This is a genomic window from Brevibacillus sp. FSL L8-0520, assembly GCF_037963895.1.
Classification (GTDB): Bacteria; Bacillota; Bacilli; order Brevibacillales; family Brevibacillaceae; genus Brevibacillus; species Brevibacillus borstelensis.
On the sequence record NZ_CP150171.1, the window covers coordinates 4,133,013 to 4,153,237 of the forward strand.

Below are 20,225 nucleotides of genomic sequence, written 5' to 3' on the forward strand. Positions count from 1 at the left end.
CAATGCGGCAGATCTGCTAGTCAAAGAACGGCGGATATGCAGGGTAATATAGTCTCAATATTCTGAATAGGATTTGCCTAATCGGTGCGAAACTCGGCAAGCACTGCCTGACGGGTCTTTCGCAATGAGGATACAGCCTTGTCATAGCTTTGCGCGGCTACCCCCATGAACAGCATGTCGATGACAGCCAGTTGGGCAATGCGGGACGAAGTGGCGGCACTGCGCATGTCTGCCTCCGATGAAACCGTGGCCAGGTGAATGTCTGCCAGCGCCGACATCGAATTTTGCCCGAACTTCGTAATGCCGATCGTGACTGCTCCCGCTTCCCTCGCCCTTTTGATCGCGGATAAAACCTGGCGGGTCTCCCCGGAATAGGAGATGCCGACAGCCACGTCTTTGTCCGTCAGCGTGACAGCGGAAGTAATCTGCAGATGGGCATCGGCGTGTGCCGTCGACATTTTATTGATGCGCAAAAATTTTTGCTGCGCGTCCTGAGCGACCAACTGGGATGCGCCCACTCCGAAAAAGTCGATCCGGCGTGCCCGATACATGGCCCGAACCGCCTGCTCGACGGCAGTTGGATCCAGAACCTTGATCGTCTCGCGCAGGGAGAAAATGTGATTGGCAGTGACGGATTCGATCAGGGTGGGAATGTCGTCGGTAGGACGGATTTCCTTGTACTCGTCCTCTCCAGCGGAAGGGGACTGCAGATCGGCCGCGATGCGTATTTTCAGCTCCGGGAAGCCTTCCAGGCCCATGCTTTTGCACATGCGGATAATCGCGGCTGGACTGGCGTTGCTCCGCTCCGCCAACTCCTTGACTGACATGCGGATGACCTCCCGCGGATGCTCCAGGATGTACTCTGCCACGCTCCGCTCGGACGGCTTTATATCTTGCAAGTATTCACGGATTCGCAGCAATCCTCCGCTCAGCACGGCTTCATCACCCTTTATCACAAGTGGTTGTTGTAAGCGATACCTATTTCAGCCAGTATGAATCAGCTCATCCAATCATGAGCATCGCAGGTATCTTTTGCCATTTTACAATCATTATACGACTTTGAAACAAAAAATCAACACAAACTATTCTCCATAAAAATAATTTTCAGACTTCCGCTATCAACAGAAAAGATGGATCGGCAACGATGAAACAAACAGGCTGCAAAAAGCCGGCTTCCCCTGACACTATGGCGGAAGCCGGCCCCCGAATTGTTTTATTCGCCTCAGCCTTTCCTCACAAATATCCGATATACTCCACCCTCCTCTTCCGTTTTCAACACCTCATGGCTGTTGGAACGAGCCCAGCCCTGAAAGTCGTTGACGGAGCCCTTGTCGGTGGATTCCACCTGCATGACCTGCCCGCTTTCCATCGCATCCATCGCTTTCTTCGCCTTGACGATTGGCATCGGGCAGGACAATCCTTTTGCATCTACAAATACGTCTACGTTTATCATGAATATGACCTCCTTGGCAGCCTCCTGGTTTTGTTCTCTTGACAATGGTTTAACCGTGGTGAAGGGCGCAGCGATTGGGCCCGATCTCCAGCTCTGTCGCCTTTTCCGGAGATGCACTGGCAGCTCCGCGGTTGATTTCGACGATCTCCTCGTAGTTGGGAGGCGTCGCTCCGACGGCATGAGCGACTTTTTCCGCAAATCGATCACGGTTTGCCGTCCGCATCACTTCGTTGTTTCCGCGGATCTCTCCGAGCGGCGCTCCCACATATCCCTCCCGCCGAATCTCGCTTGCTTCGGCATAATGAGCCGGCAGCACCAGCACGTCGTCCGGCAGGGAAGCGATTGTGGTAAACACCGTGTCGTACAAGGCTTGCGCCCACTCTGCCGCCTTGCCGCCCAGATCGGGTCGGCCGAGGCCGCCGACAAAAATGGTATCGCCGGAGAGCAGGTAGCGATCGTTTACCAATACGGAGACACTCCCCGGGGTATGTCCGGGCGTAGGAACAGCGAGAATTTTTGCCTCGGCACGGCCGACTTCCAGCATGCCCTGCTTTTCCAGCGGCTCATAAGAGAGTTCGGAGCCCTGCATCTCGCTGGAGGAGATGTAGTAGACAGCCCCGGTTTTTTCGGCCAGCTCATGGCCACCCGAAATGTGGTCGGCGTGCAGATGCGTATCGAGGACGTATTTGATGGCGGCGTCTTCCTGCTCGGCTAGCGACAAGTATTCCTCGATATGCCGATTGGGATCGACGACCAGCGCTTCGCCTCCTGAGATCAACATGTAGGACAGGCAGCCCTTTGCCAGCCGATTTACCTGAATCAGCTTGAGGTTGTCGTCCTCCATGACGGTCACCGGGCGGTAAAACTGGCTCCACTCCTGCATGCCTTGCTCCAGATAGCTCGCCTGAAAGCCTTTCTCGTCCAGCAGATCGGCCACCATTTTGGCGCTTCCGCCCTTGGCGCAAATGACGACGATCTCTTCGTCAGCGGGAAGCTGTCCGTAGATATTTTCGTTGTCGTCAAGGAAATCAAAGTACGGGATATTGATAGATCGCACTTCTTTCCCTTCGATCTTCCAGTCCGCAAAATCTTCCGGATTGCGCACATCGAGCAGGAAAACACCCTGCTCCACCTTTTCGTTCAGTTGAATTGCGTTTATTGCTCCTGCTGACATATCAATCACCTCCTGGTTGTTTTAAGCTTGAATGCGGGCAAAACTACTTTTTCACTGCTCCTGTCCATCCTGACATGCCTGTTGCGCAAATGGCTGACCTGTTTCATCCCGTTTTTCAGCAAAATCCTCGCTGCTTGCCTGCTTCTCATCCCGCTTTGGCAGGTCAGGATCACATGCTTTATATACGCATATACCCATATAGGTATATAAAATGCCGAAAGAAGCCACCAGGGAAATCAGCCTTCTATGAAACGGCTTTGGATGTTTTTTCCCCTTTTGATCCGGCACTCTTTGCTTTCAAACACGTACGGCTCCAAATGTTTCGCTTAAATGAACAGATTGACCCTGGACTGTTCGGCTTCCGCCAAATAGGTTGCCACTCCTGCAAATTTCAGGCCGTCTGCCAGCTCTTCTTCCTTGATTCCCAGGACGTCCATGGACATCGTGCAGGCAATCATCTCCACATCCAGCTCCTTGGCAAGCTGGATCAGCTCGGGCAGCGAAGCCACGTTCTTTTTCTTCATGATGTGCTTCATCATCGTCCGGCCCATTCCGCCCATGTTCAGCTTGGAAATCCCCAGTTTTCCGGGACCACGGGGCATCATCCGCTCAAACATTTTCTCCAAAAATCCTTTTTGCACCGGTACATGCTGCTCTTTTCGCAAGATGTTCAAGCCCCAGAAGGTGAAGAACATCGTTACCCTGTTTCCCATGGCTGCAGCTCCGGTTGCGATAATGAAGCTGGCCATCGCCTTGTCCAGATCACCGCTGAATACGACCATGGTCGTCTGCTTTTGAGCTTCCATTTTTGAACTCCTTCCTCCCATTATACCTACAGGGGTATTTATGAGATCAAAAAAACAGACTGGCTTCCCAATCGTTATATACCCCTACCCCTATTAGTATATTGTAAGCCGCGTTTTGCTGTCAAGACCGAGTGCATCATCGGCTCTTGACCAGCAGTTGAATCGCTTCCTGCACGACTTGATCGGTATCCCTGCCTTCCGCCAGCTCCTCCTTGATGCATGCCGCCAAATTTTCCGCCACGATCAAGGCGATCGCTTTGTCCACAGCCGAGCGAATGGCCGAGAGCTGACTGACGACCTCCTTGCAATCCTTGTCTGTTTCCATCATGCTGAGGACTCCCCGGACCTGCCCCTCTACCCGTTTCAGGCGGTTTTTCACATTGTCTCCGTATTTCATTTTGGCTTCCTCCTGACCTATGCCGGCCGATCTTTTTGCTGGGAAGGAGGATTTGCATGCGCAATCCCCTTACCCCTATGGGTATATAATAGACAGGAAGGAAGGGCTCTGTCAAATTTGCAGAACCCCTCTTGCATAACTCTCCTATTCGATTTTTCCGATGAACTTCGTGCCTTCCTTCTCAAACTTGTACATGAAGACATCCGCGAACTCGTTGTCGCCTTTCTCGTCAAAGGTGACCTTTACGAATTTGCCCTGGTAATCTTTCGTGCTGTGGACCTTTTCCAGAACCTGCTCGCGGGTCGGCTTTTTCCCGCCGTTCTCTTTGATGGCGGCTGCCAGTCCGTCGAGAATCACATTGGCCGACTCATATGCGTAGTCGGAATAGGTTCCCGGCTTTTTGCCCATTACCTTTTCATATTCTTCCGCCCATTTGCGGCCTTCCTCGGACTGCTTCGCGTCTCCAGCCAGAGCAGTCAGATAGACGCCTTCGGCTGCGGCTCCGGCGATCTTGATCAAGTCAGGGGAATCGATGCCATCCCCGCCCATAAACATGCCGGTATATCCTTTTTCCCTCGCCTGCTTCACGATGATGCCCGCTTCCGGATAGATGCCTCCGAAATAGATCATGTCGGGCTTGCTGGCGACGGCCGTATTCACGACGAAATTGTAATCCTTCTCGCCCTGGTTTACCCCTTCGTAGCCCAGTACCTGAACGCCGTCCTTCTCGAACTGCGCTTTTACCTGATCGACCAGCCCTTGCCCGTAAGCGGTCTTGTCGTGGATCAGGAAGACGGATTTCACGCCGAGCACTTCTTTGGCATACTTGGCTCCTTTTGGACCTTGGGCGTCATCGCGGGCACAGATCCGGTGAACGGTCTTTTTGCCCTCCTCCGTCAATGTAACCCCGCTGTTTGCCGGAGATACCATGACCAGACTGCCCGACTCATACTTTACGGAAGAGGGGATCGCTACGCCCGTATTGAAATGGCCGACTACACCCAAAACATCCGGGTTGGCTACGAGCATTTCCGCGTTGGATACGCCAATTTTCGGGTCAGCCTGATCGTCCTGAGGGAACAACTGCAAGTCAAAGCCGAGCTGCTTGAACTCCTCTTTCCGCTTTTCAATGGCAAATCCGGCTCCGGTCTTGATCGCATCGCCGATGGCGGACTGTGATCCGGAAAGCGGGCTTTGCGTGGCGATCAATATCTTTTCGCCGCCCCCGCCGCCCCCACTGCTGCTGCCGCCGGACGATGCGGTATTGCCGCCCGACTGGTTGTTCTGAGCAGGAGCTGTACCTTGCGAATTACAGCCGACAAGCGACATGCTGAGGAGCAGCATGGACGCCAGCACGGTAGTCAACTTTTTTTGACTCACGAAAATCCCCCCTGTATGTTTTCTATTTCTATCTTATCTGTAAATATAAGAAAAAATAGAAAATTCTTAACCTTACATATCGTCAATGAATAACCTGCATAAATGTTACATTCTATCTATTTTCATAATCGCATTTTTGTGCTTCATCTTCTTATTTTCGTTCTGTATGTATCGTACCGTTATTTAAATTCCATCTTTTGTAATTCATTACATTTATGGATCAGTTTTCGGCAGAGGAGATAAAAAAACCGACGCATCATTGCGTCGGCTTCTGGAGAGTGCGACAAAAGGCAGGCGTATTTCTCCTCTTATTACGGATTACGGACTTGTTCATACCTTATCTCTCCGCTAAGAACACATCTGCATAAGTGTACAGCGCCGGTGCCCCTCCGGTGTGCAGGAACAACACCCGATCCTCTTTGCGAAACGCTCCCTTGCGAATCAACCCGATCAGACCGGCCATGGCCTTTCCTGTATAGACCGGATCGAGCAGAATCCCCTCGGTTTGGGCCAGCAGCTTCACGGCCTCCACCATCTCAGGTGTCGGAATCGCATAGCCGGGGCCCACGTATTCGTCCTCGCAGCGAACCAGCGAAGCAGGCCATTCTCCCTTCAGTCCAACCAGCTCTGCCGTAGAGAGCAGCAGCTCATGGACTTTTTTCTCCTGCGTTTCGCGGTCCCGGCTGACATTGATGCCAATGACGGAAGCAGAGGATTGGCGGGCGGCAAAACCGGCGATCAGTCCGGCTTGCGTCCCGGCGCTTCCCGTCGCGGTCACCACATAGTCAAACGGAATGCCCATCTCCCATGCCTGCTGCTCGATCTCTTCGGCGCAAGCCATATACCCGAGTGTCCCTACCTCGCTGGAGCCGCCGACCGGGATCTGGTACGCTTTTCGTCCTTCTTTCTCCAGGGCTGCAGCGAGTTTTTCCATCTCTGCAGGCATATCCCCATCCGCAGGAATGATCTGCAGCTTCTCGGCTCCCATCAGGTGAAAGAGCAGATGATTGCCGCTCGCCTGGGGATTGTAGCCCCCGTTTCCGGTTCGCTCAGCACCAGCTGGCAGCGCAGCCCCTCCCGCACTGCTGCGGCGAGAGTCAGCCGACAGTGGTTGGACTGTACGGCTCCGCAGGTAATCAGCGTATCCGCACCTTGCTTGAGCGCATCCGCCACCAGGTACTCCAGCTTGCGCGTCTTGTTTCCTCCCGCTGCAAGCCCGAGCAGATCATCTCGCTTGATATAGATGGCAGGGCCGCCTAATGCTTCGGATAAGCGTTTCAGCTCTTCGATCGGTGTCTGTCCGTTCGTATACCGTCTGCGCTCATAACGGATGTGGTTCACTTTGCTCGTCTCCTCTCCTGTCTCCAACAATCGCTTGCGATTTTGGAAACTGCGTGAGTTGCTTACGTTCATATGTGTTCTGCCTGATTGGCTGCATGATCACATTCAAGATTGCCTTCATCATAGCCTAATTTGCAGGGAGTTTCTACCGGCAGCATCTCCACTACACTATGTTTTTTCCTCGGCCGCACTCTTGCCCTCCTTTGGCTTTTCTTCAGATTCCGCCGATGTTTTCTTGGCTGAGGACCGTTCTTTTTCACGCCTGCTTTTCTTTTCCCATTGCTCGTAATCATGAATCGCATATCCCGCATAAGCGGAGTATTTCTTCATCCGCGTCTCGAGTATGCTTACCTGCTCTCGCATGATCTTGGTATCTTCTTCATAAAACGTCGTCCGGTCCCCTTCGTCGCTTTCCAGCACATTCAGGCCGACCACCACTTTTTGCCGATCATATCCTGCTTCGTCCAGGATGCGGCTCGAGATGTCCAGCACCCCGTTGGAGCCTTCCACGTAATCCCGGTAGGCCATCAATGTCACATGATCGAGCTGCCCGATCAGCCATTCACTGACGCTCTGCGTCTCGCTCGCAGGCAGCTCGTTCATCCAGAATGGAATATCGGCGCTCACCTGCAGAGCGGGATCTTTTTTCGTCTCCTGGACCACAAGCTGCATGTTTTCCATCCATTGGCTTTTCAAGGCTTCCTTGTCACGCTTCCACTGCGGATGCACATGCGGCTCGATGTCGACGTGAATTCCGGTGAAGCGCTCGTCTTCAGCCGCAGCACGGTTGTAGACATGCACCCAGTCTATAAAGGAGGCAATGCTTTTTTGACTGGAGACGAGCGACCAGGCAGGGTCGCCGCCAAGGGCATCCACCTGTATATCCCTTGCGCTCGCTTCCTTGATGAATGTGCGATACGCTTCCGGCGGCACATTCTTTTGATCGATGTGCAGATAAATTCTGTTGATGTCGTTTTCTTCGGCAAAAGAAAGGATGGCCTCACCCTTTTCTGTGATCAGCTCCGTGTTCCAAAGCCATGTCGCTCTTATGCTCGGGGCCGACGCGAAAAAAAGCCACAGCATCGTAGCTGTTATCGTCAGGGTGAGCAGCAGCCTTAGCCAAAGGTACCGGTGTACTCGCTTGCATCGTCTTTTAGCGGGGATCGTGCTCATATGGCTGCCTCCTTCGCCCTGTTTTTTTCAGGCATCTGCCTCTTTGCCTTCTTAATGAAACAGACGGGCTGGGGTCTTGTGCAAGTTGCAACGATTTGTTGACAGGAGCGCATGAAAAAAATGGACTTGACCATTTCCAAGTGAAGATGGTGTAGGCGCACGAAAAGAGACGAGGGGCTCTTCCGTCAAGCAGCTTCACTGCTTTTTTGGACAACCCCTCATTCGTTTGGTGCTTTCTTTACAGACATTGCCGACTGAAAGCCTGTGGTTCTAGCCGTGGGAGTCTCATTTGACAGGTATCACCACGTTCACGGTCCCGCCGCGGGTCGAGCGAATGGTCACCTCGGCATTCCCCTTTCCTTTGACGGTCCAGGAAAATGTTTTCGTCCGCTCTTCCTCTTCCAAGGCGCCTCCAAAGAATCCGGCATCCTGGATTTTATCCGTATTCTCGTCGGCCAAAGCCAGTCCATCCCCCAGTTCGATGCTCGCGGAGCCTTTGCGCACGATTTTGACGAGCCATGCCTGCTTTAACGCATCTGGCAAAAAGCCTTCATTTGTCACCGTCACACTCACCGTTGAAGTACCGTCCTGATTCTTTTTCACCTCTGTCTTTGTAACGACCAGCAATGGAAGCGATTTGGCCAACTCCAGATTGAATTTGCTTTGTTTTTCGACCGCCTGTTTCAAATAGCTTCCCGCAGGAGCGTTTTGGTTCCAAAATTTCGGGTTCCAGCCGCCAATTTCTACCTTCCCCAGCTGCGGGTGATCGTAGGCAATCCAGTTTTGGAACAGCTTGCCCTTCAATTCCGGTATGTGATCATTCATCCATAGCTGATCCAGCTCATCGGTCTTGCCGTCCTTGTTGTAGTCTTTGACATACTCCTGTTTCCCCCACAGCTCGTCACCGTACCAGATCGCTCCATACTGAAAGTACCCCCAGTCAGGCGAATGCCCGAACAGCGGTGTCCCTTCCGAGCCGCCCCTGCGGGTGTGGTACGTGTAGTAAACGTCTCCCGCCCACGGATAGCCGGTCAATTCCTGGCCCTTTTTGTCCAAATGCTCATAGTACTTCAGATCTTCCGGAAACATGGACTCCTCACTCTTGCTGGTGGATGGGGGACGCAGGTGCATCGGCACCGTGGTATCCATCGTCTCTACGACCGAAATGTGGGGATTTTCCAGTAGAAACAAGACGACTGACCGCATCTCCGGTTCGGATAACGGATATTCTCCCGCTCCCCCCTGGGTCCATCCCATCCCGGTCTGTTCCGTCATGGGCCGCCAGTTCTCCGGATAATTGCGGTGAATGTCCAAACCGCCAATGCCATCCTCATTGTATTTTCCGTCGCCGTCATTATCGATGCCCTCGGACAATACCCGATAGTCTCCTTTTCCTTCTCCAACCTGCTTCATCAAACGTCCGGACGAGTCAGACGGGTCTTTTATGTAGTCCCCCTTTCCCATCCCGACATACTGACGCATTTGCCGGGAATAGCCGTCACCATCCAAATCCTCCAGAATATCTTCGTCCATGATGCCGTCTCCGTCGTTGTCAACGGGCCGATTGGTGGAGCGATTGGTTTGAATGGTATTGAGGTACAGCTCGGAGCCGTCGGGATTTTCAACAGGTCTCACATAAAATGTGCGGGTATCCAGCAAGCGGGTAATCTCAGGGTCCTTCCCGTACTTGGAGAGGAGTTCATGCGCAAAATGCAGCGCAGCCACCCTTGTCGTCACTTCTCCGGAATGCCGGTTTGCCCCTACCCACATAGCCGGCTTGCTGGTAGCAGTACCGGTTTTTTTGTTGGTGATCGTAATTTGCCAGATGTCCCTGCCTTCCAGTGACTTCCCCGCTGACTGAAGTTCTACGAGATCAGGATACTGCTTCGCCCACGTCTCCAGCCAATACAGCACCTCGTCGTAAAGGGGATAGTGCTGGATGTCAAACTTGCCAGCTTGTATCGGCTTGGTCTCCGGATATGCGTACTGCTTTACCTCAAAGGATGCTTGCGCAGGGATAAACGGGCGTTTCAGAAACGGTACCTGACCGACTGGGGAAGCAGCAGCCGATACAATACCTGCCTGTGACAACACAATCGTCGCCAGAAGTCCGGGAAACCAGCGTTTCACCATTCATCTCTCCTTATGTTGTTTTGAATTTTCTGAAATATACTACATAATTACTGGGACAGGTCTCTGTTTATTCCTCTTGATTTGAGTCGCACCGGCTCTCTCTTGGATGTTGACAGCAAGAAGCCCGCTGCTTGACGAAATTTCGTCAAAGAGCGGGCTTTTTAAGGATCGGCTACACAATGGTTCTCATCAGCTTCGTCTGATTTCGTCCTTCCTGTTTTGCCTTGTACATGGCCTCGTCAGTCAGAGCCAGCAATGTCTTTGTATCGATCTGCGGAGCGATCGTCCCCACTCCAAGCGAGATTGTCACAGGCTCGCCCGTGGGACTGACGGTATCGCTCATAAACATCCGCAGAGACTCTGCCATCAGATACGCCGTTTCTGCACTCGTCTCCGGCAGCAGCACGATAAATTCCTCTCCGCCGTAGCGGCCGCAAATGTCCCCTTTCCGCACATGCTGCTTCATCGCCTGGGAGAGAAAGCGCAATACCTCATCTCCGGTCTGGTGACCGAATTCGTCATTTACCTTTTTGAATCCGTCTACGTCCAGCAGAAGAACCGAAAACTGTTTTTTCGTTTCCGTCCACTGACGCAACGTATTTTCGATGTATCTGCGATTCGCAAGTCCGGTCAGCGGGTCGGTCAATGACTCTCGTTTGATCACGTTCATTTTGTGGCGCAGCGTCTCCGCATACTGCTGAAAAGCGTGATTGATCTGCTCGGCCTCGTAGTACCAGGTCGGGATCGTCGGAAACGGCTGTACCTCTGTTCCCGCCGTTCGCACGCTTTTGGCGTAGTTGGCCAATTGGCGCAATGGATTGACCATTTTCTGGGTCAGAGAGAACGAGATCAAGAGTAGCAAAATGAAGAAGGGACTGATATATCCAAACATGTCGAGGACGACCTTCAGGGTTGGAGCCAGCGCCTCCTCTTCCGGGGTCTGGGAAACGATCCCCCAATTGGCGGATGGCACATAGGCGTACCCGGTCAGCATCGGGACGCCTTGCGTATTGACCACTCGCTCCGCGCCCGATTTTTGGTCCATCAGTTTTTGGACGACGCTGTTGCCGTCTACCATTTGACCGATTCTTTCCTCCTCCGGGTGGTAGATAAGCGTGCCATTCTGGTCGACAACGTACAAGTATGAGCCGTCTTCGTAAAAATGCTTGCCGAGGAACTCATGCAACGTGTTGTCCTGCTCCAGGTAGAACGTTCCGCCCAGAAAACCGGCATAATTTCCGTTCTCGTCCCACAGAGGCGTGGATACCAAAACAATCAGTCTGCCCGTAATCGCTTTATATGGCTGCGACACTACTGTTTTTTTCTTTTCCAGCGCTTCTCTCGCACCGCTCGACATCAGAAATCGCCCATCGACTTCCATCCTCGGCTCCGTTGCGAGAATCTTTCCCTTGCTGTTTGCGACCAAGATGGAATTGAAGAACAACGTGCTTTCCTGCCACAGCTTCAAATGTTGCTGCAGCCTCTGGCGATCTTTCAGAAGAGGGGCGATCTCGCCGGCGCTCGTCTCCAGATTCTTTTTCATACTCTGAAACATAAGATCGGTAGTCTGGGCCATCTTCTCGCTATAGGCGCGGTTGATGTCGAGGATGTCATCTGTCATCACCTGCTTGACCACCAGATAGATGCCGGCGCCGCAGCTCAGCACGATCAAAAACGTCGAGACGGAAAACAAAAAGATCAGCCAGAAGCGCAGGGTAAAGTGTTTATAGGAATCCATCAGGTTTGCTCCCCTCTACATAACAATAGAGGAGATACCCTTTTTTGCTTTCACCGAAACTCGTTGCCTTTTATTTCCTCGTTATATTTCCCGCCTCGTCAACCCCTGCCCCATACGAGAGCTTCGCAACCTTCTCCCTGAGCTTTTTCGCATTGTCTCCTGCCTGGGGAACGGGCTGGCCATTTACAATTTTAGCCGGGATGATCTTGCCGTCTGTCTTGTTCTGGGCAAACGTCAAAGTGACGATCAGCGACTCGGAGCCCTTTGGATTTCGCGGCGTCGTAAAGACGAAATTGCCCACGCTGTAAAAGATCGGGGCCTCTTTGTACCATTCGACCCCCATGAGGGAATGGCTATGGGACCCCACAATCGCATCCACTCCATTGTCGATCAGCAAACGGGCCATCTGGCGGGCGTACGGCTCAGGGTAGTCCTTGTACTCCAAATTCCAATGCATGATCGCAATGGTGATGTCGGACTCTGCCACAGCCTTGCGAACATAGCCGAGCATCGGCTCCCGCGAATAGGCGTGAGCCAGCCCCGCCTTGTTCTTCCCCGCAAACCACTTCTGATTGGGCAGTACACGGCTCAGCCCGATGATTGCTACCTTCTTTCCTTTGATCGTCTGGATGTAAGGGGCAAACGCCTCCTCCTCCGCCTTTCCTCCGCCCACGTAAGCGATATCGTTCTCGCGCAAATGCTGCATCGTATCCAAAAAGGCGTCCATTCCGTAGTCCATCGTGTGGTTGTTGGCCAAATTGACGACGTCGAAGCCGGCATTCGCAAGGCCCGCCAACGTTTCCGGCTTGGCCCGGAAGGTATATTCCTTGTGCTCGGGCGATCCCCGTTTGCTGACGGCTGTCTCCAGATTCCCCACTGTCAGATCAGCCTGCTTGAGCAGCTCGGCCGTTTTGGCAAAAGGATAGTCCACCCCATAGCGTTCGATTTGCGCTCCGACGTTCTTGTCCAGCAAAATGTCGCCCACCACCGTGACCGTGATCGGCTCATCTGTCTGCGGAGCAGGCGGGTCTTGCTGCGCCTGGGCCGATTGCTGCACTGCCCCGCTCGTTTCCGCCCCCGCAAACGCAGGAAAGAGGCTGAGATTGGCAAGCGACCAGGCAGTCAGGATGGAGACAACCGCTTTCCACATGTCGATCTTGTTTCACCTCTTTGCTCGTTTGCCTCATTCTATGAGGGCAAGAGCGTGAAACATGACGAAAAGCGAAAGCCGCCCGGATGCCCAGGCGGCCCTCTGTTTTCTGTTTTTAAGGAGCGCTGTTTCGTATTGGAACAGCTTGGGGCGGACAAAAAAGGCTGTTGCAGCACCTGCGTCCAATCTGATTATCCGTCCGTTTTTGCGTCCTGTCTGCCCCTTATTCATTCTTGCGTCGTGCCTGAGCCTTATTCTTGCGTCGCGCCTGAGCCTTATTCTTGCGTCGCGCCTGAGCCTTATTCTTGCGTCGCGCCTGCTCCTTTTGCTTCCTCCCGCAGCGTCCGCCGCAAAATCTTGCCGACGGCCGTTTTCGGCAGGGCGTCGCGGAACTCGATGATTCTCGGCACTTTGTAGGCGGCCATGTTCTCCCGGCAAAAATCCGTGATTTCCTCTTCGGTCAGGACAACTCCCTTTTTCGGAACCACGAACGCTTTTATCGTCTCTCCCCGATACGCATCGGGCACGCCGATGACGACAGCCTCTTGCACCGCCGCATGCTGATAGAGGACCTCCTCTACCTCACGCGGATAAATATTGAAGCCCCCGGCGATAATCAAATCCTTTTTCCGATCGATGATATAGTAATATCCCTCTTCATCCTTGTAGGCGATATCCCCTGTGTACAGCCAGCCGTCTTTGAGCGTTGCCGCCGTCTCTTCCGGCATTCCCCAATAGCCGGTCATCACTTGCGGACCGCGCACGACCAGCTCTCCCGCTTCATTCGGCCCCAGCTCCGTCTCGCCGTCCTGGAGGCTGACGATTTTGGACTCTGTAAACGGTATAGCCGTCCCGATCGACCCGGCCTTTCGCTTATCCCTCGGGTTGAAGTGAGTGACCGGGGAGGCTTCCGTCAGGCCGAAGCCTTCGAGAATCATGCCCTGCGTCTTGGCTTCAAAGCCTTTGATGACCTCTACCGGAAGCGGTGCGGAGCCGCTTGCGCAGAGGCGAATGGACGAGATGCCGTACTCTTCCGCCTGCGGATGGGCATTGACCGCCACGTACATCGTCGGCACCCCCGGGAATACCGTCGGCTTCGTATCCTTGATCGTCTGCAGCACTTCTTCCAGGTCAAAGCGGGGCAGCATGACCTGCTGCGATCCTCCAAAAATGGCCATGTTCATGCAAACGGTCATGCCGTAAACGTGAAAGAGCGGAATCACTGTCAAGATCCGGTCGGGATTGTCGACGTCTCCTCCCATGATCATGTGTGACTGATAGGCGTTGGCATACAGGTTTTGATGAGTCAGCATCGCCCCTTTGGAGCGCCCTGTGGTACCGCCTGTATACTGGAGAACCGCGATGTCATCCGGAGACACGGACACCTCCGGCAAATCTTCGGCAAGTGCCATGACGTTTTCAAAACGGAGCCATCCGGCTGGAAGCTCCGAATCCGTAGGAGGCAGTTCAACGATGATTCTCGCCGCCAAGCCTTCAGCGCTTTTTACCTTTTCGACCACCGGCAAAAAGGGAGCAAAGGTGATCAAGGCTTTGGCACCCGAGTCGGTCAAATAATGCTCCAGCTCGGCCGGGACCGCCATGGGATTGACCTGTACGACGATTCCGCCAAGCTGCAGAATGCCGTAGTAGGCTGCCACGTAATGCGGACAATTGGGCAGCATGACCGCCACTCGGTCTCCCTGCCCGATCCCGAGACTGTGCAATCCGGCGGCGAACTTCTTGACCAGCACTCCCAGTGTCCCGTAATCCCATTGCTGTCCTTTGAAGTAAACGGCGCAGCGCCAAGGAAAGCGCTTACAAGTTTGTTCCAGCATTTGCGGCAAGGTACTTTGCAAAAGTTCGTTTGTGCTCATCGTCCTACACTCCCTCATCATTTTGATTCGAAAGCTTCCGTTCAGACATGTGCTGCCGATGCCAACATATTCGCGGTACTTTATCCTATTACCTCTCTCCTAATTTTACAGCTTGTTCGCCATTTTTCCTGCCTGTTTTCAGAAGAAAACAAAAACTCGTCAAAAAATGCCCCCTTTCTGCCAGTTGTTACCCCCCTGTAACGAAATCTTGTCGAAAATCGTCTACACTCAGTGTACATCCTATCGAGGTGGAGTTTATTGTGAAAAATAACCAAACTCAAAATCTAAAAAGAAAACGAAAGAGCAAGCGTCGCATCGTTTTTTTGCTAATCCCCATTCTGGTCCTGCTGTTCGTCTCAACCGGGTATGCGGTCGATCTGTACCGCAAGGCAGCCATGCTGGAGGAAAAGTCCCATCAGGAGCTGCAGCGGGGAACGATCTCACCCAAGCGTGTGGAAAAGAAGGATGCTTTGGCAGACAGCTTTTCTGTCCTGCTCATGGGTGTCGATGACAGCGAGCAAAGACATAAGCAGTACGGGGAAGCCATCCGCACGGACGCCCTTCTGCTTGCGACCTTCAACAAAAAAGACCGCTCCGTGAAGCTGCTCAGCATTCCGCGCGATTCTTACGTATACGTGCCGGTTGAGCAGAAAAAGGACAAGATCAATCACGCCCATGCCTTCGGCGGCGTGGACGCTGCGGTGGAAACAGTGGAAGGTCTGCTCGACGTCCCGGTCGATTACTACGTAAAAGTAAATTTCACGGCGTTTATGGAAATCGTCGACGCGCTCGGCGGGGTCGAGGTAGATGTTCCGATCACGTTTACGGAGCAGGACAGCAAAGACAGGCCGCGTGCGATCAAGCTGAAAAAAGGGCTGCAGACGTTAAACGGCGAAGAAGCCCTGGCGCTGGTCCGGACCCGAAAAATAGACAGCGACATGGAGCGCGGCAAACGCCAGCAGCTCGTGCTGGAAGCGATCTTCCACAAAACGCTGTCGTTCGGCTCTGTCACCAAGTACGGAGCGCTGCTGGAGGCGCTGGGCGACAATGTGAAGACGAACCTGCGGCTGTCTGACCTGGAGGCGTTCTATCATTTTGCCAAGGGAAGCAGCGTCAATATTGAGAAGCTGCAGTTGAAAGGCAGCAGCATGTACAAGAACAACATTTATTACTACAAGCTGGACGAGCAGGACTTGGCCGAGATCCGCAAAACGCTGCAGGAGCATTTGGGACTCGCAAAAAGCAGTACGCTGCCGCAAGCTTCGTAATACATGTACACCCCCCGCAAGACCATGCATCCAAAAAAGAAGGCTGTCCCTCAAGCAAGAGCATCTGCTTGGAGGACAGCCTTCTCGGCTAGTTGGCATAAACAGGTTTTGACAAATGGTGTTCGATCGCGGAAACAGCCGCTTACAGCGTGAGACCACCGTCAACAACGACGATAGAGCCTGTCATGTAGGACGCGCCCGGGGAAGCCATGAAAGCGACCACACTCGCGATTTGATTCGGATCAGCCATGTAGCCGATGCGCGGGAATTGGATTTCCGGAACATTTCCGGTTTCTTTGATCGTTTGCTCAAAACCGGCTACCAGGTTGGTCGCTACGCCGCCAGGGCAGATGGCATTGATGCGGACGCCGGTTTTCGCGTATTCCATCGCAGCGGACTTGGTCAGGCTGACGACTGCGTGCTTGGAAGCGGAGTAAACGCCCAGGCTGTGCTCGGGCTTCACGCCTGCCGTGGATGCCGTGTTGATGATCACGCCGGAGCCTTGCTTTTCCATTACTTTGATGACGTATTTCATGCCGAGGAACACGCCTTTGGTGTTTACGGCGAAAATGCGGTCAAACTCGGAATCCGGAATATCTGCGAACAGGTACGGTTTTTGGATGATTCCCGCGTTGTTGAAAAAGACATCGATCCGGCCGAACGTCTCGACCGCTTGATTGACATAGTTTTGCACATCGGCGCTTTCGGCCACGTTTGCTTTTACGAAGATCGCTTCTGCGCCTTTTTCCTTTACGAGCGCGAGCGTTTCTTCACCGAACTGCTCGTTGAAATCGACCAGTACCAGGCGATAGCCGAGCTCGGCCAGCTTGATCGAAGTCGCGCGGCCCATGCCGCTCCCTGCACCAGTGATTACAGCTACTTGTTGTTGTGTTGTCATGTCATTTCACTCCTTGTCAGGTTGGTAATGCTTGAGGTTGGCAACCATTTTTTCGTAGTGCTGCAGAAGCTGCGTCAATTCCTCGGGAGCAAAGCCGCTCCAAAGCGTTTCCGTCAAATGATGGTACTTGTCCAGAATCCGCTTCAAAACGTCCGACCCGGTCGGTGTGATCTCGAGGAGCGTTACCCGGCGATCCTCTGCGGAGACAGATCGTTTGATATACCCTTTTTTGACCAGCTTGTTGGCCAGATTCGTAACGGCTGGAAGACTGATCTCCAGTTGTGCCGCCACATCCGAGCTCTTTTTTGTTCCCTCGTCCTGCAAGATCTCCAGCATATACACCTGAGAACCGGAAATATCCGGGTCGAGGGCCTTGCCATAGGCCACGATAAACTTGTGCATCATGATGGAAAACTGTTTGGATAGTGACTGTTTTACATCCATGGCAGGCTATACCATCTCCCTAGTTTATTAAAACGTTTAATAGTTAATACTTTTAACTTTTTCAGTTTTAGTCTAAATCATTTGATCAGCTCATGTCAACGTGCCTTGCAAAAAATTCATGAACCGGAGCTTGGCTCCGTTCGACTATATAAATGAGGAGAACATTTGTGAGAGGGTGTTGGATTATCAATGCACAGCTTTCTTCCTGCCAAAAGAAAAGCCGGAGGAATACCCTCCGGTTTTTTTGGTGCGCATTTAACTGTTTGATCTTACCCACAAACGGCAATCACCCGCTCTACACAAACACAAACCCGATCACCAGATACAGCAAAGCCGAGATGACCGCGACTGTCAGCGCGTACGGAAGCTGCGTCTTGACGTGGTCGATGTGGTCAGAAGCCGCTCCTGTGGAGGCGAGGACCGATGTGTCGGACAGCGGCGAGCAGTGGTCCCCGAAGACGCCTCCCCCGGCGACTGCTGCAATCGTGGCGACGACCAGAATGGAAACCTCTCCGCCGGAAAAGGTGAAAGCGAGCGGAGCGGCCAGCGGCATGACGATGGCGAAGGTGCCCCACGAGGTCCCGGTGGCAAAGGAAATGACGGCGCAGGTAATAAAAATCAGGAACGGCAGCAAATGAGGAGTGAGCCAGCCTTCCGTGACGGAAATGATGTAGTGGGCTGTCCCCATGTCTTTGCTGAGCTGGTTGAGCGAAAAGGCAAAAGCCAGAACGAGAATGGCCGGCATGACGCCTTTCATCCCCGCTGTCGCCGTCTTCATGATGTCGGCAAACGGCACCCCTTGAATACGCATGATAATGCCGAGTATGACCGCTGCCGCCAAAAAGGCTTCCATCGTTTTGGCCGACTTCATGGTCATAAAGGTGCCGACGGCGATAGAGATGACGATGATCACCGGCAGAATGAAATTCAGGAACACATTTGTCTTGATTCCCTCGTAAGGAGGCGTGTCGGTCAGCTCCGAGCCCATCAGCGGGTCTGCGCCGTCGCGAAGCACCTTCCCTTCCTCCAATGCCCGTTTCTCCGCCTTTTTCATCGGGCCAAATTCCGGAATGACGCGGAGCGCAAGCAAACCGACGAAGAGAACCGACAGGATGGCGTAAAAGTTGAACGGGATGGTCTTTAAGAACAGGGACATGGCGTCTGCTTCATTGGCGATGGTGCCGACGCCGATCAGCAGGCCGGTAAAGTAGGCCGCCCAGCCCGTAATCGGCACCAGCACGCTGACCGGCGCCGAGGTGGAGTCGGCGATATAGGCCAGCTTTTCCCGGGAGATTCTCGCCTTGTCAGCCAGATTGCGCATCGTCGAGCCGACAAACAGCGGGCTGAAATAGTCGCTGAAGAACACGAACATGCCCAAAAACCAGGCGACAAGCTGTGTTTTCACACGTGTGAACCGCCTGCGCTCCAGCATCAGTGTTACATTCTGGATCGCTCCGGTCCGCTGGAAAAATGCGATCATCACGCCGATAAACAGCTCCAGGAGCAACAGTCCGGAAAAGCTGGTCGTACCGAGCGCGGTTTTCAGCAAGGCGGGAAATCCCATCAGGCCTTGTCCCGACAGCAGGATGCCGAGAAAACAGGCTACTGCAAGCGAAAACACGGTATTTCTGGTCCAAAACGCGAGAATGACAGAGACCGTCGCGGGAACCAGCGAAATGATGCCGAGATGAACTGCTTCTGTCGCCTCCATAGACAGCACTTCCCCCTTTTTTCCTTTTGTTTGTAAATGCTATTTCGCCGGCAAGCCGAGCAGTTCTTCTGCTGTCGTACGCTCGCGCTGCTGGATCAAAGCGGTTTCCTCATGAGTCAATATCCCTTTGTACGACGTCAATCCCCGGCGCAGATACGGATTGCGACGAGCTGCCTCGTCCGCTCCGTGGTCGGCAATCGACTTGATGTGCGGAAATACGGATGCCGCATAAGCAATCGAAGTCGTATGAGGGGCAGCGCCCGGAATGTTGTCGACGCCGAAGTGGATAATGCCGTCGACTTCATAGACAGGCTCCTCGTACGTCGTCGGTCTGTATGTCTCCACTGCTCCGCCGACGTCTGCGCTAATGTCGACGATAACCGCCTTTTTGCGCATGAGCTGCAGCATATCGCGTGTGATCAGATGGTCCTTGCGGTGCTTTGGCCATTTGACGCAGTTCATCACCAAATCGACGTGAGGCAGCACCTGGCGGATGTTGCTCCGGTTGGAAAACATCGTGTCTACCCCTTTTGGCAGCAAATACTGCGCTTCCCGAAGGACGCCGATATTCACGTCCATCATTGTTACCCGAGCTCCAAGCGAGGAGAGGACATGGGCTGCGCTGCGTCCGACAATTCCCGCACCGATGACGAGCGCCTGGATGCCGGGTACGCCTCCGATGCCGCCGACAAGCTTGCCCATCCCGCCATTCACGCTAAGCAAATAATGGGCGCCCCAGAGCGCTCCCAGCTTTCCGGCCACTTCTCCATTGGGAGAGCCGTACTGATGCGTATCCTCGGCGGTAAAGGCGATGACCTTTTTGTCCAGCAGCACATCCACCTCTTCCCGGTTGGCAGCGGGATGAAGGCAAGTAAACAGGATTTGTCCTTCCCGCAGCAGGTGGTATTCCTCCGGCAAAATCTCTTTTACCTTTACGATCAGCTCCGCTTCGGCGTAGATTTCCTCCATGCCGTCTCTCAGCTCGGCGCCCGCTTCGGCATAGGACTGATCGGGAAACCCGGCATTTTCGCCTGTCCCTTTGCCGATCAGGACGGTGTGGCCGCCGCCGGTCAATTCGGCCACTTCCGTCGGGGTAAGCACGACGCGCGACTCCCCCGGCTTCAATTCTTTAAACGTTCCGATAATCATGGAAGGCATCCTCCTTGTTTGCAAATGCAATGATGCCGTCTTCTCAAAGCAAGGACCATGCCAGCCATTTTGTGGAATATTCTCAAAAAAAAGACGGGCATCTCTCCTTTTTCGGGAGGATACACCATCTATCGAA

General features: G+C 53.4%; 16 protein-coding genes and 1 pseudogene. 1 reads left to right on the plus strand and 16 read right to left on the minus strand.

The genetic code is table 11. From position 1 onward, the window contains the following. Positions 1-77 precede the first annotated feature (77 nt). The 12 genes and pseudogenes from NSQ24_RS20410 to NSQ24_RS20465 form a co-directional block, all read right to left on the minus strand. The gene (locus tag NSQ24_RS20410) at positions 78-935 is read right to left on the minus strand and encodes a MurR/RpiR family transcriptional regulator (RefSeq protein ID WP_003389584.1); all 858 of its coding nucleotides are present in this window, start codon (positions 933-935) and stop codon (positions 78-80) included. Positions 936-1,222: 287 nt separating this feature from the next. Continuing rightward, positions 1,223-1,450 carry a sulfurtransferase TusA family protein gene (locus tag NSQ24_RS20415; RefSeq protein ID WP_085974960.1) on the minus strand — a complete coding sequence of 76 codons (228 nt, stop codon included), beginning with the start codon at positions 1,448-1,450 and terminating at the stop codon, positions 1,223-1,225. Between the two features lie 52 nt (positions 1,451-1,502). Beyond that, positions 1,503-2,627 carry an MBL fold metallo-hydrolase gene (locus NSQ24_RS20420; RefSeq protein ID WP_003389586.1) on the minus strand — a complete coding sequence of 375 codons (1,125 nt, stop codon included), beginning with the start codon at positions 2,625-2,627 and terminating at the stop codon, positions 1,503-1,505. 326 nt (positions 2,628-2,953) lie between these two features. Further along, positions 2,954-3,433, minus strand: coding sequence for a DsrE/DsrF/DrsH-like family protein (locus NSQ24_RS20425; RefSeq protein WP_003389587.1), 480 nt, complete (start codon positions 3,431-3,433; stop codon positions 2,954-2,956). 136 nt (positions 3,434-3,569) lie between these two features. Continuing rightward, on the minus strand, positions 3,570-3,830 hold the full coding sequence (locus NSQ24_RS20430) for a metal-sensitive transcriptional regulator (RefSeq protein ID WP_003389588.1): 261 nt from the start codon (positions 3,828-3,830) through the stop codon (positions 3,570-3,572). A 144-nt stretch (positions 3,831-3,974) separates the two neighbouring features. Further along, positions 3,975-5,174, minus strand: coding sequence for a branched-chain amino acid ABC transporter substrate-binding protein (locus NSQ24_RS20435; RefSeq protein ID WP_051567342.1), 1,200 nt, complete (start codon positions 5,172-5,174; stop codon positions 3,975-3,977). 373 nt (positions 5,175-5,547) lie between these two features. After that, positions 5,548-6,551 (minus strand): annotated as a pseudogene (locus tag NSQ24_RS20440) (D-cysteine desulfhydrase). Positions 6,552-6,719: 168 nt separating this feature from the next. Beyond that, the gene (locus tag NSQ24_RS20445; RefSeq protein ID WP_003389591.1) at positions 6,720-7,724 is read right to left on the minus strand and encodes a hypothetical protein; all 1,005 of its coding nucleotides are present in this window, start codon (positions 7,722-7,724) and stop codon (positions 6,720-6,722) included. Between the two features lie 285 nt (positions 7,725-8,009). After that, a complete protein-coding gene (locus tag NSQ24_RS20450; protein ID WP_339166478.1) occupies positions 8,010-9,854 on the minus strand; it encodes a M14 family metallopeptidase in 1,845 nt (614 codons plus the stop codon). 175 nt (positions 9,855-10,029) lie between these two features. Next, complete coding sequence (locus NSQ24_RS20455) at positions 10,030-11,595, minus strand: sensor domain-containing diguanylate cyclase (protein WP_024983425.1); 1,566 nt, start codon at positions 11,593-11,595, stop codon at positions 10,030-10,032. Positions 11,596-11,665: 70 nt separating this feature from the next. Then, complete coding sequence (locus NSQ24_RS20460; RefSeq protein WP_339166480.1) at positions 11,666-12,745, minus strand: CapA family protein; 1,080 nt, start codon at positions 12,743-12,745, stop codon at positions 11,666-11,668. 299 nt (positions 12,746-13,044) lie between these two features. Beyond that, positions 13,045-14,619 (minus strand): long-chain fatty acid--CoA ligase, encoded by a 1,575-nt coding sequence (locus tag NSQ24_RS20465; protein ID WP_003389597.1) that lies wholly within the window; start codon positions 14,617-14,619, stop codon positions 13,045-13,047. A 257-nt stretch (positions 14,620-14,876) separates the two neighbouring features. Between NSQ24_RS20465 and NSQ24_RS20470 the strand changes: the two genes are divergently transcribed. After that, positions 14,877-15,887: an LCP family protein gene (locus tag NSQ24_RS20470; RefSeq protein ID WP_024983427.1), complete on the plus strand. Its 1,011-nt coding sequence runs from the start codon at positions 14,877-14,879 to the stop codon at positions 15,885-15,887. 142 nt (positions 15,888-16,029) lie between these two features. Here the strand turns inward: NSQ24_RS20470 and NSQ24_RS20475 are convergent, their stop codons facing one another. The 4 genes from NSQ24_RS20475 to NSQ24_RS20490 all read right to left on the minus strand — a co-directional run bounded on the left by NSQ24_RS20475 (position 16,030) and on the right by NSQ24_RS20490 (position 20,089). After that, positions 16,030-16,785: a glucose 1-dehydrogenase gene (locus NSQ24_RS20475; protein WP_003389599.1), complete on the minus strand. Its 756-nt coding sequence runs from the start codon at positions 16,783-16,785 to the stop codon at positions 16,030-16,032. Positions 16,786-16,791: 6 nt separating this feature from the next. Next, positions 16,792-17,229 carry a MarR family transcriptional regulator gene (locus NSQ24_RS20480; RefSeq protein ID WP_003389600.1) on the minus strand — a complete coding sequence of 146 codons (438 nt, stop codon included), beginning with the start codon at positions 17,227-17,229 and terminating at the stop codon, positions 16,792-16,794. A gap of 295 nt (positions 17,230-17,524) precedes the next feature. Continuing rightward, complete coding sequence (locus tag NSQ24_RS20485) at positions 17,525-18,940, minus strand: Na+/H+ antiporter NhaC family protein (RefSeq protein ID WP_003389601.1); 1,416 nt, start codon at positions 18,938-18,940, stop codon at positions 17,525-17,527. Positions 18,941-18,979: 39 nt separating this feature from the next. After that, the gene (locus NSQ24_RS20490) at positions 18,980-20,089 is read right to left on the minus strand and encodes an alanine dehydrogenase (protein WP_339166482.1); all 1,110 of its coding nucleotides are present in this window, start codon (positions 20,087-20,089) and stop codon (positions 18,980-18,982) included. Between the last annotated feature and the right edge of the window lie 136 nt (positions 20,090-20,225).

What these genes read in the sequence shown, in the direction of transcription:
- NSQ24_RS20420 (WP_003389586.1), bottom strand. Translation starts at nt 2,627, where the DNA reads ATGTCAGCAGGAGCAATAAACGCAATTCAACTGAACGAAAAGGTGGAG.
- NSQ24_RS20425 (WP_003389587.1), bottom strand. Translation starts at nt 3,433, where the DNA reads ATGGAAGCTCAAAAGCAGACGACCATGGTCGTATTCAGCGGTGATCTG.
- NSQ24_RS20430 (WP_003389588.1), bottom strand. Translation starts at nt 3,830, where the DNA reads ATGAAATACGGAGACAATGTGAAAAACCGCCTGAAACGGGTAGAGGGG.
- NSQ24_RS20435 (WP_051567342.1), bottom strand. Translation starts at nt 5,174, where the DNA reads ATGCTGCTCCTCAGCATGTCGCTTGTCGGCTGTAATTCGCAAGGTACA.
- NSQ24_RS20445 (WP_003389591.1), bottom strand. Translation starts at nt 7,724, where the DNA reads ATGAGCACGATCCCCGCTAAAAGACGATGCAAGCGAGTACACCGGTAC.
- NSQ24_RS20455 (WP_024983425.1), bottom strand. Translation starts at nt 11,595, where the DNA reads ATGGATTCCTATAAACACTTTACCCTGCGCTTCTGGCTGATCTTTTTG.
- NSQ24_RS20460 (WP_339166480.1), bottom strand. Translation starts at nt 12,745, where the DNA reads ATGTGGAAAGCGGTTGTCTCCATCCTGACTGCCTGGTCGCTTGCCAAT.
- NSQ24_RS20465 (WP_003389597.1), bottom strand. Translation starts at nt 14,619, where the DNA reads ATGAGCACAAACGAACTTTTGCAAAGTACCTTGCCGCAAATGCTGGAA.
- NSQ24_RS20475 (WP_003389599.1), bottom strand. Translation starts at nt 16,785, where the DNA reads ATGACAACACAACAACAAGTAGCTGTAATCACTGGTGCAGGGAGCGGC.
- NSQ24_RS20480 (WP_003389600.1), bottom strand. Translation starts at nt 17,229, where the DNA reads ATGGATGTAAAACAGTCACTATCCAAACAGTTTTCCATCATGATGCAC.
- NSQ24_RS20485 (WP_003389601.1), bottom strand. Translation starts at nt 18,940, where the DNA reads ATGGAGGCGACAGAAGCAGTTCATCTCGGCATCATTTCGCTGGTTCCC.
- NSQ24_RS20490 (WP_339166482.1), bottom strand. Translation starts at nt 20,089, where the DNA reads ATGATTATCGGAACGTTTAAAGAATTGAAGCCGGGGGAGTCGCGCGTC.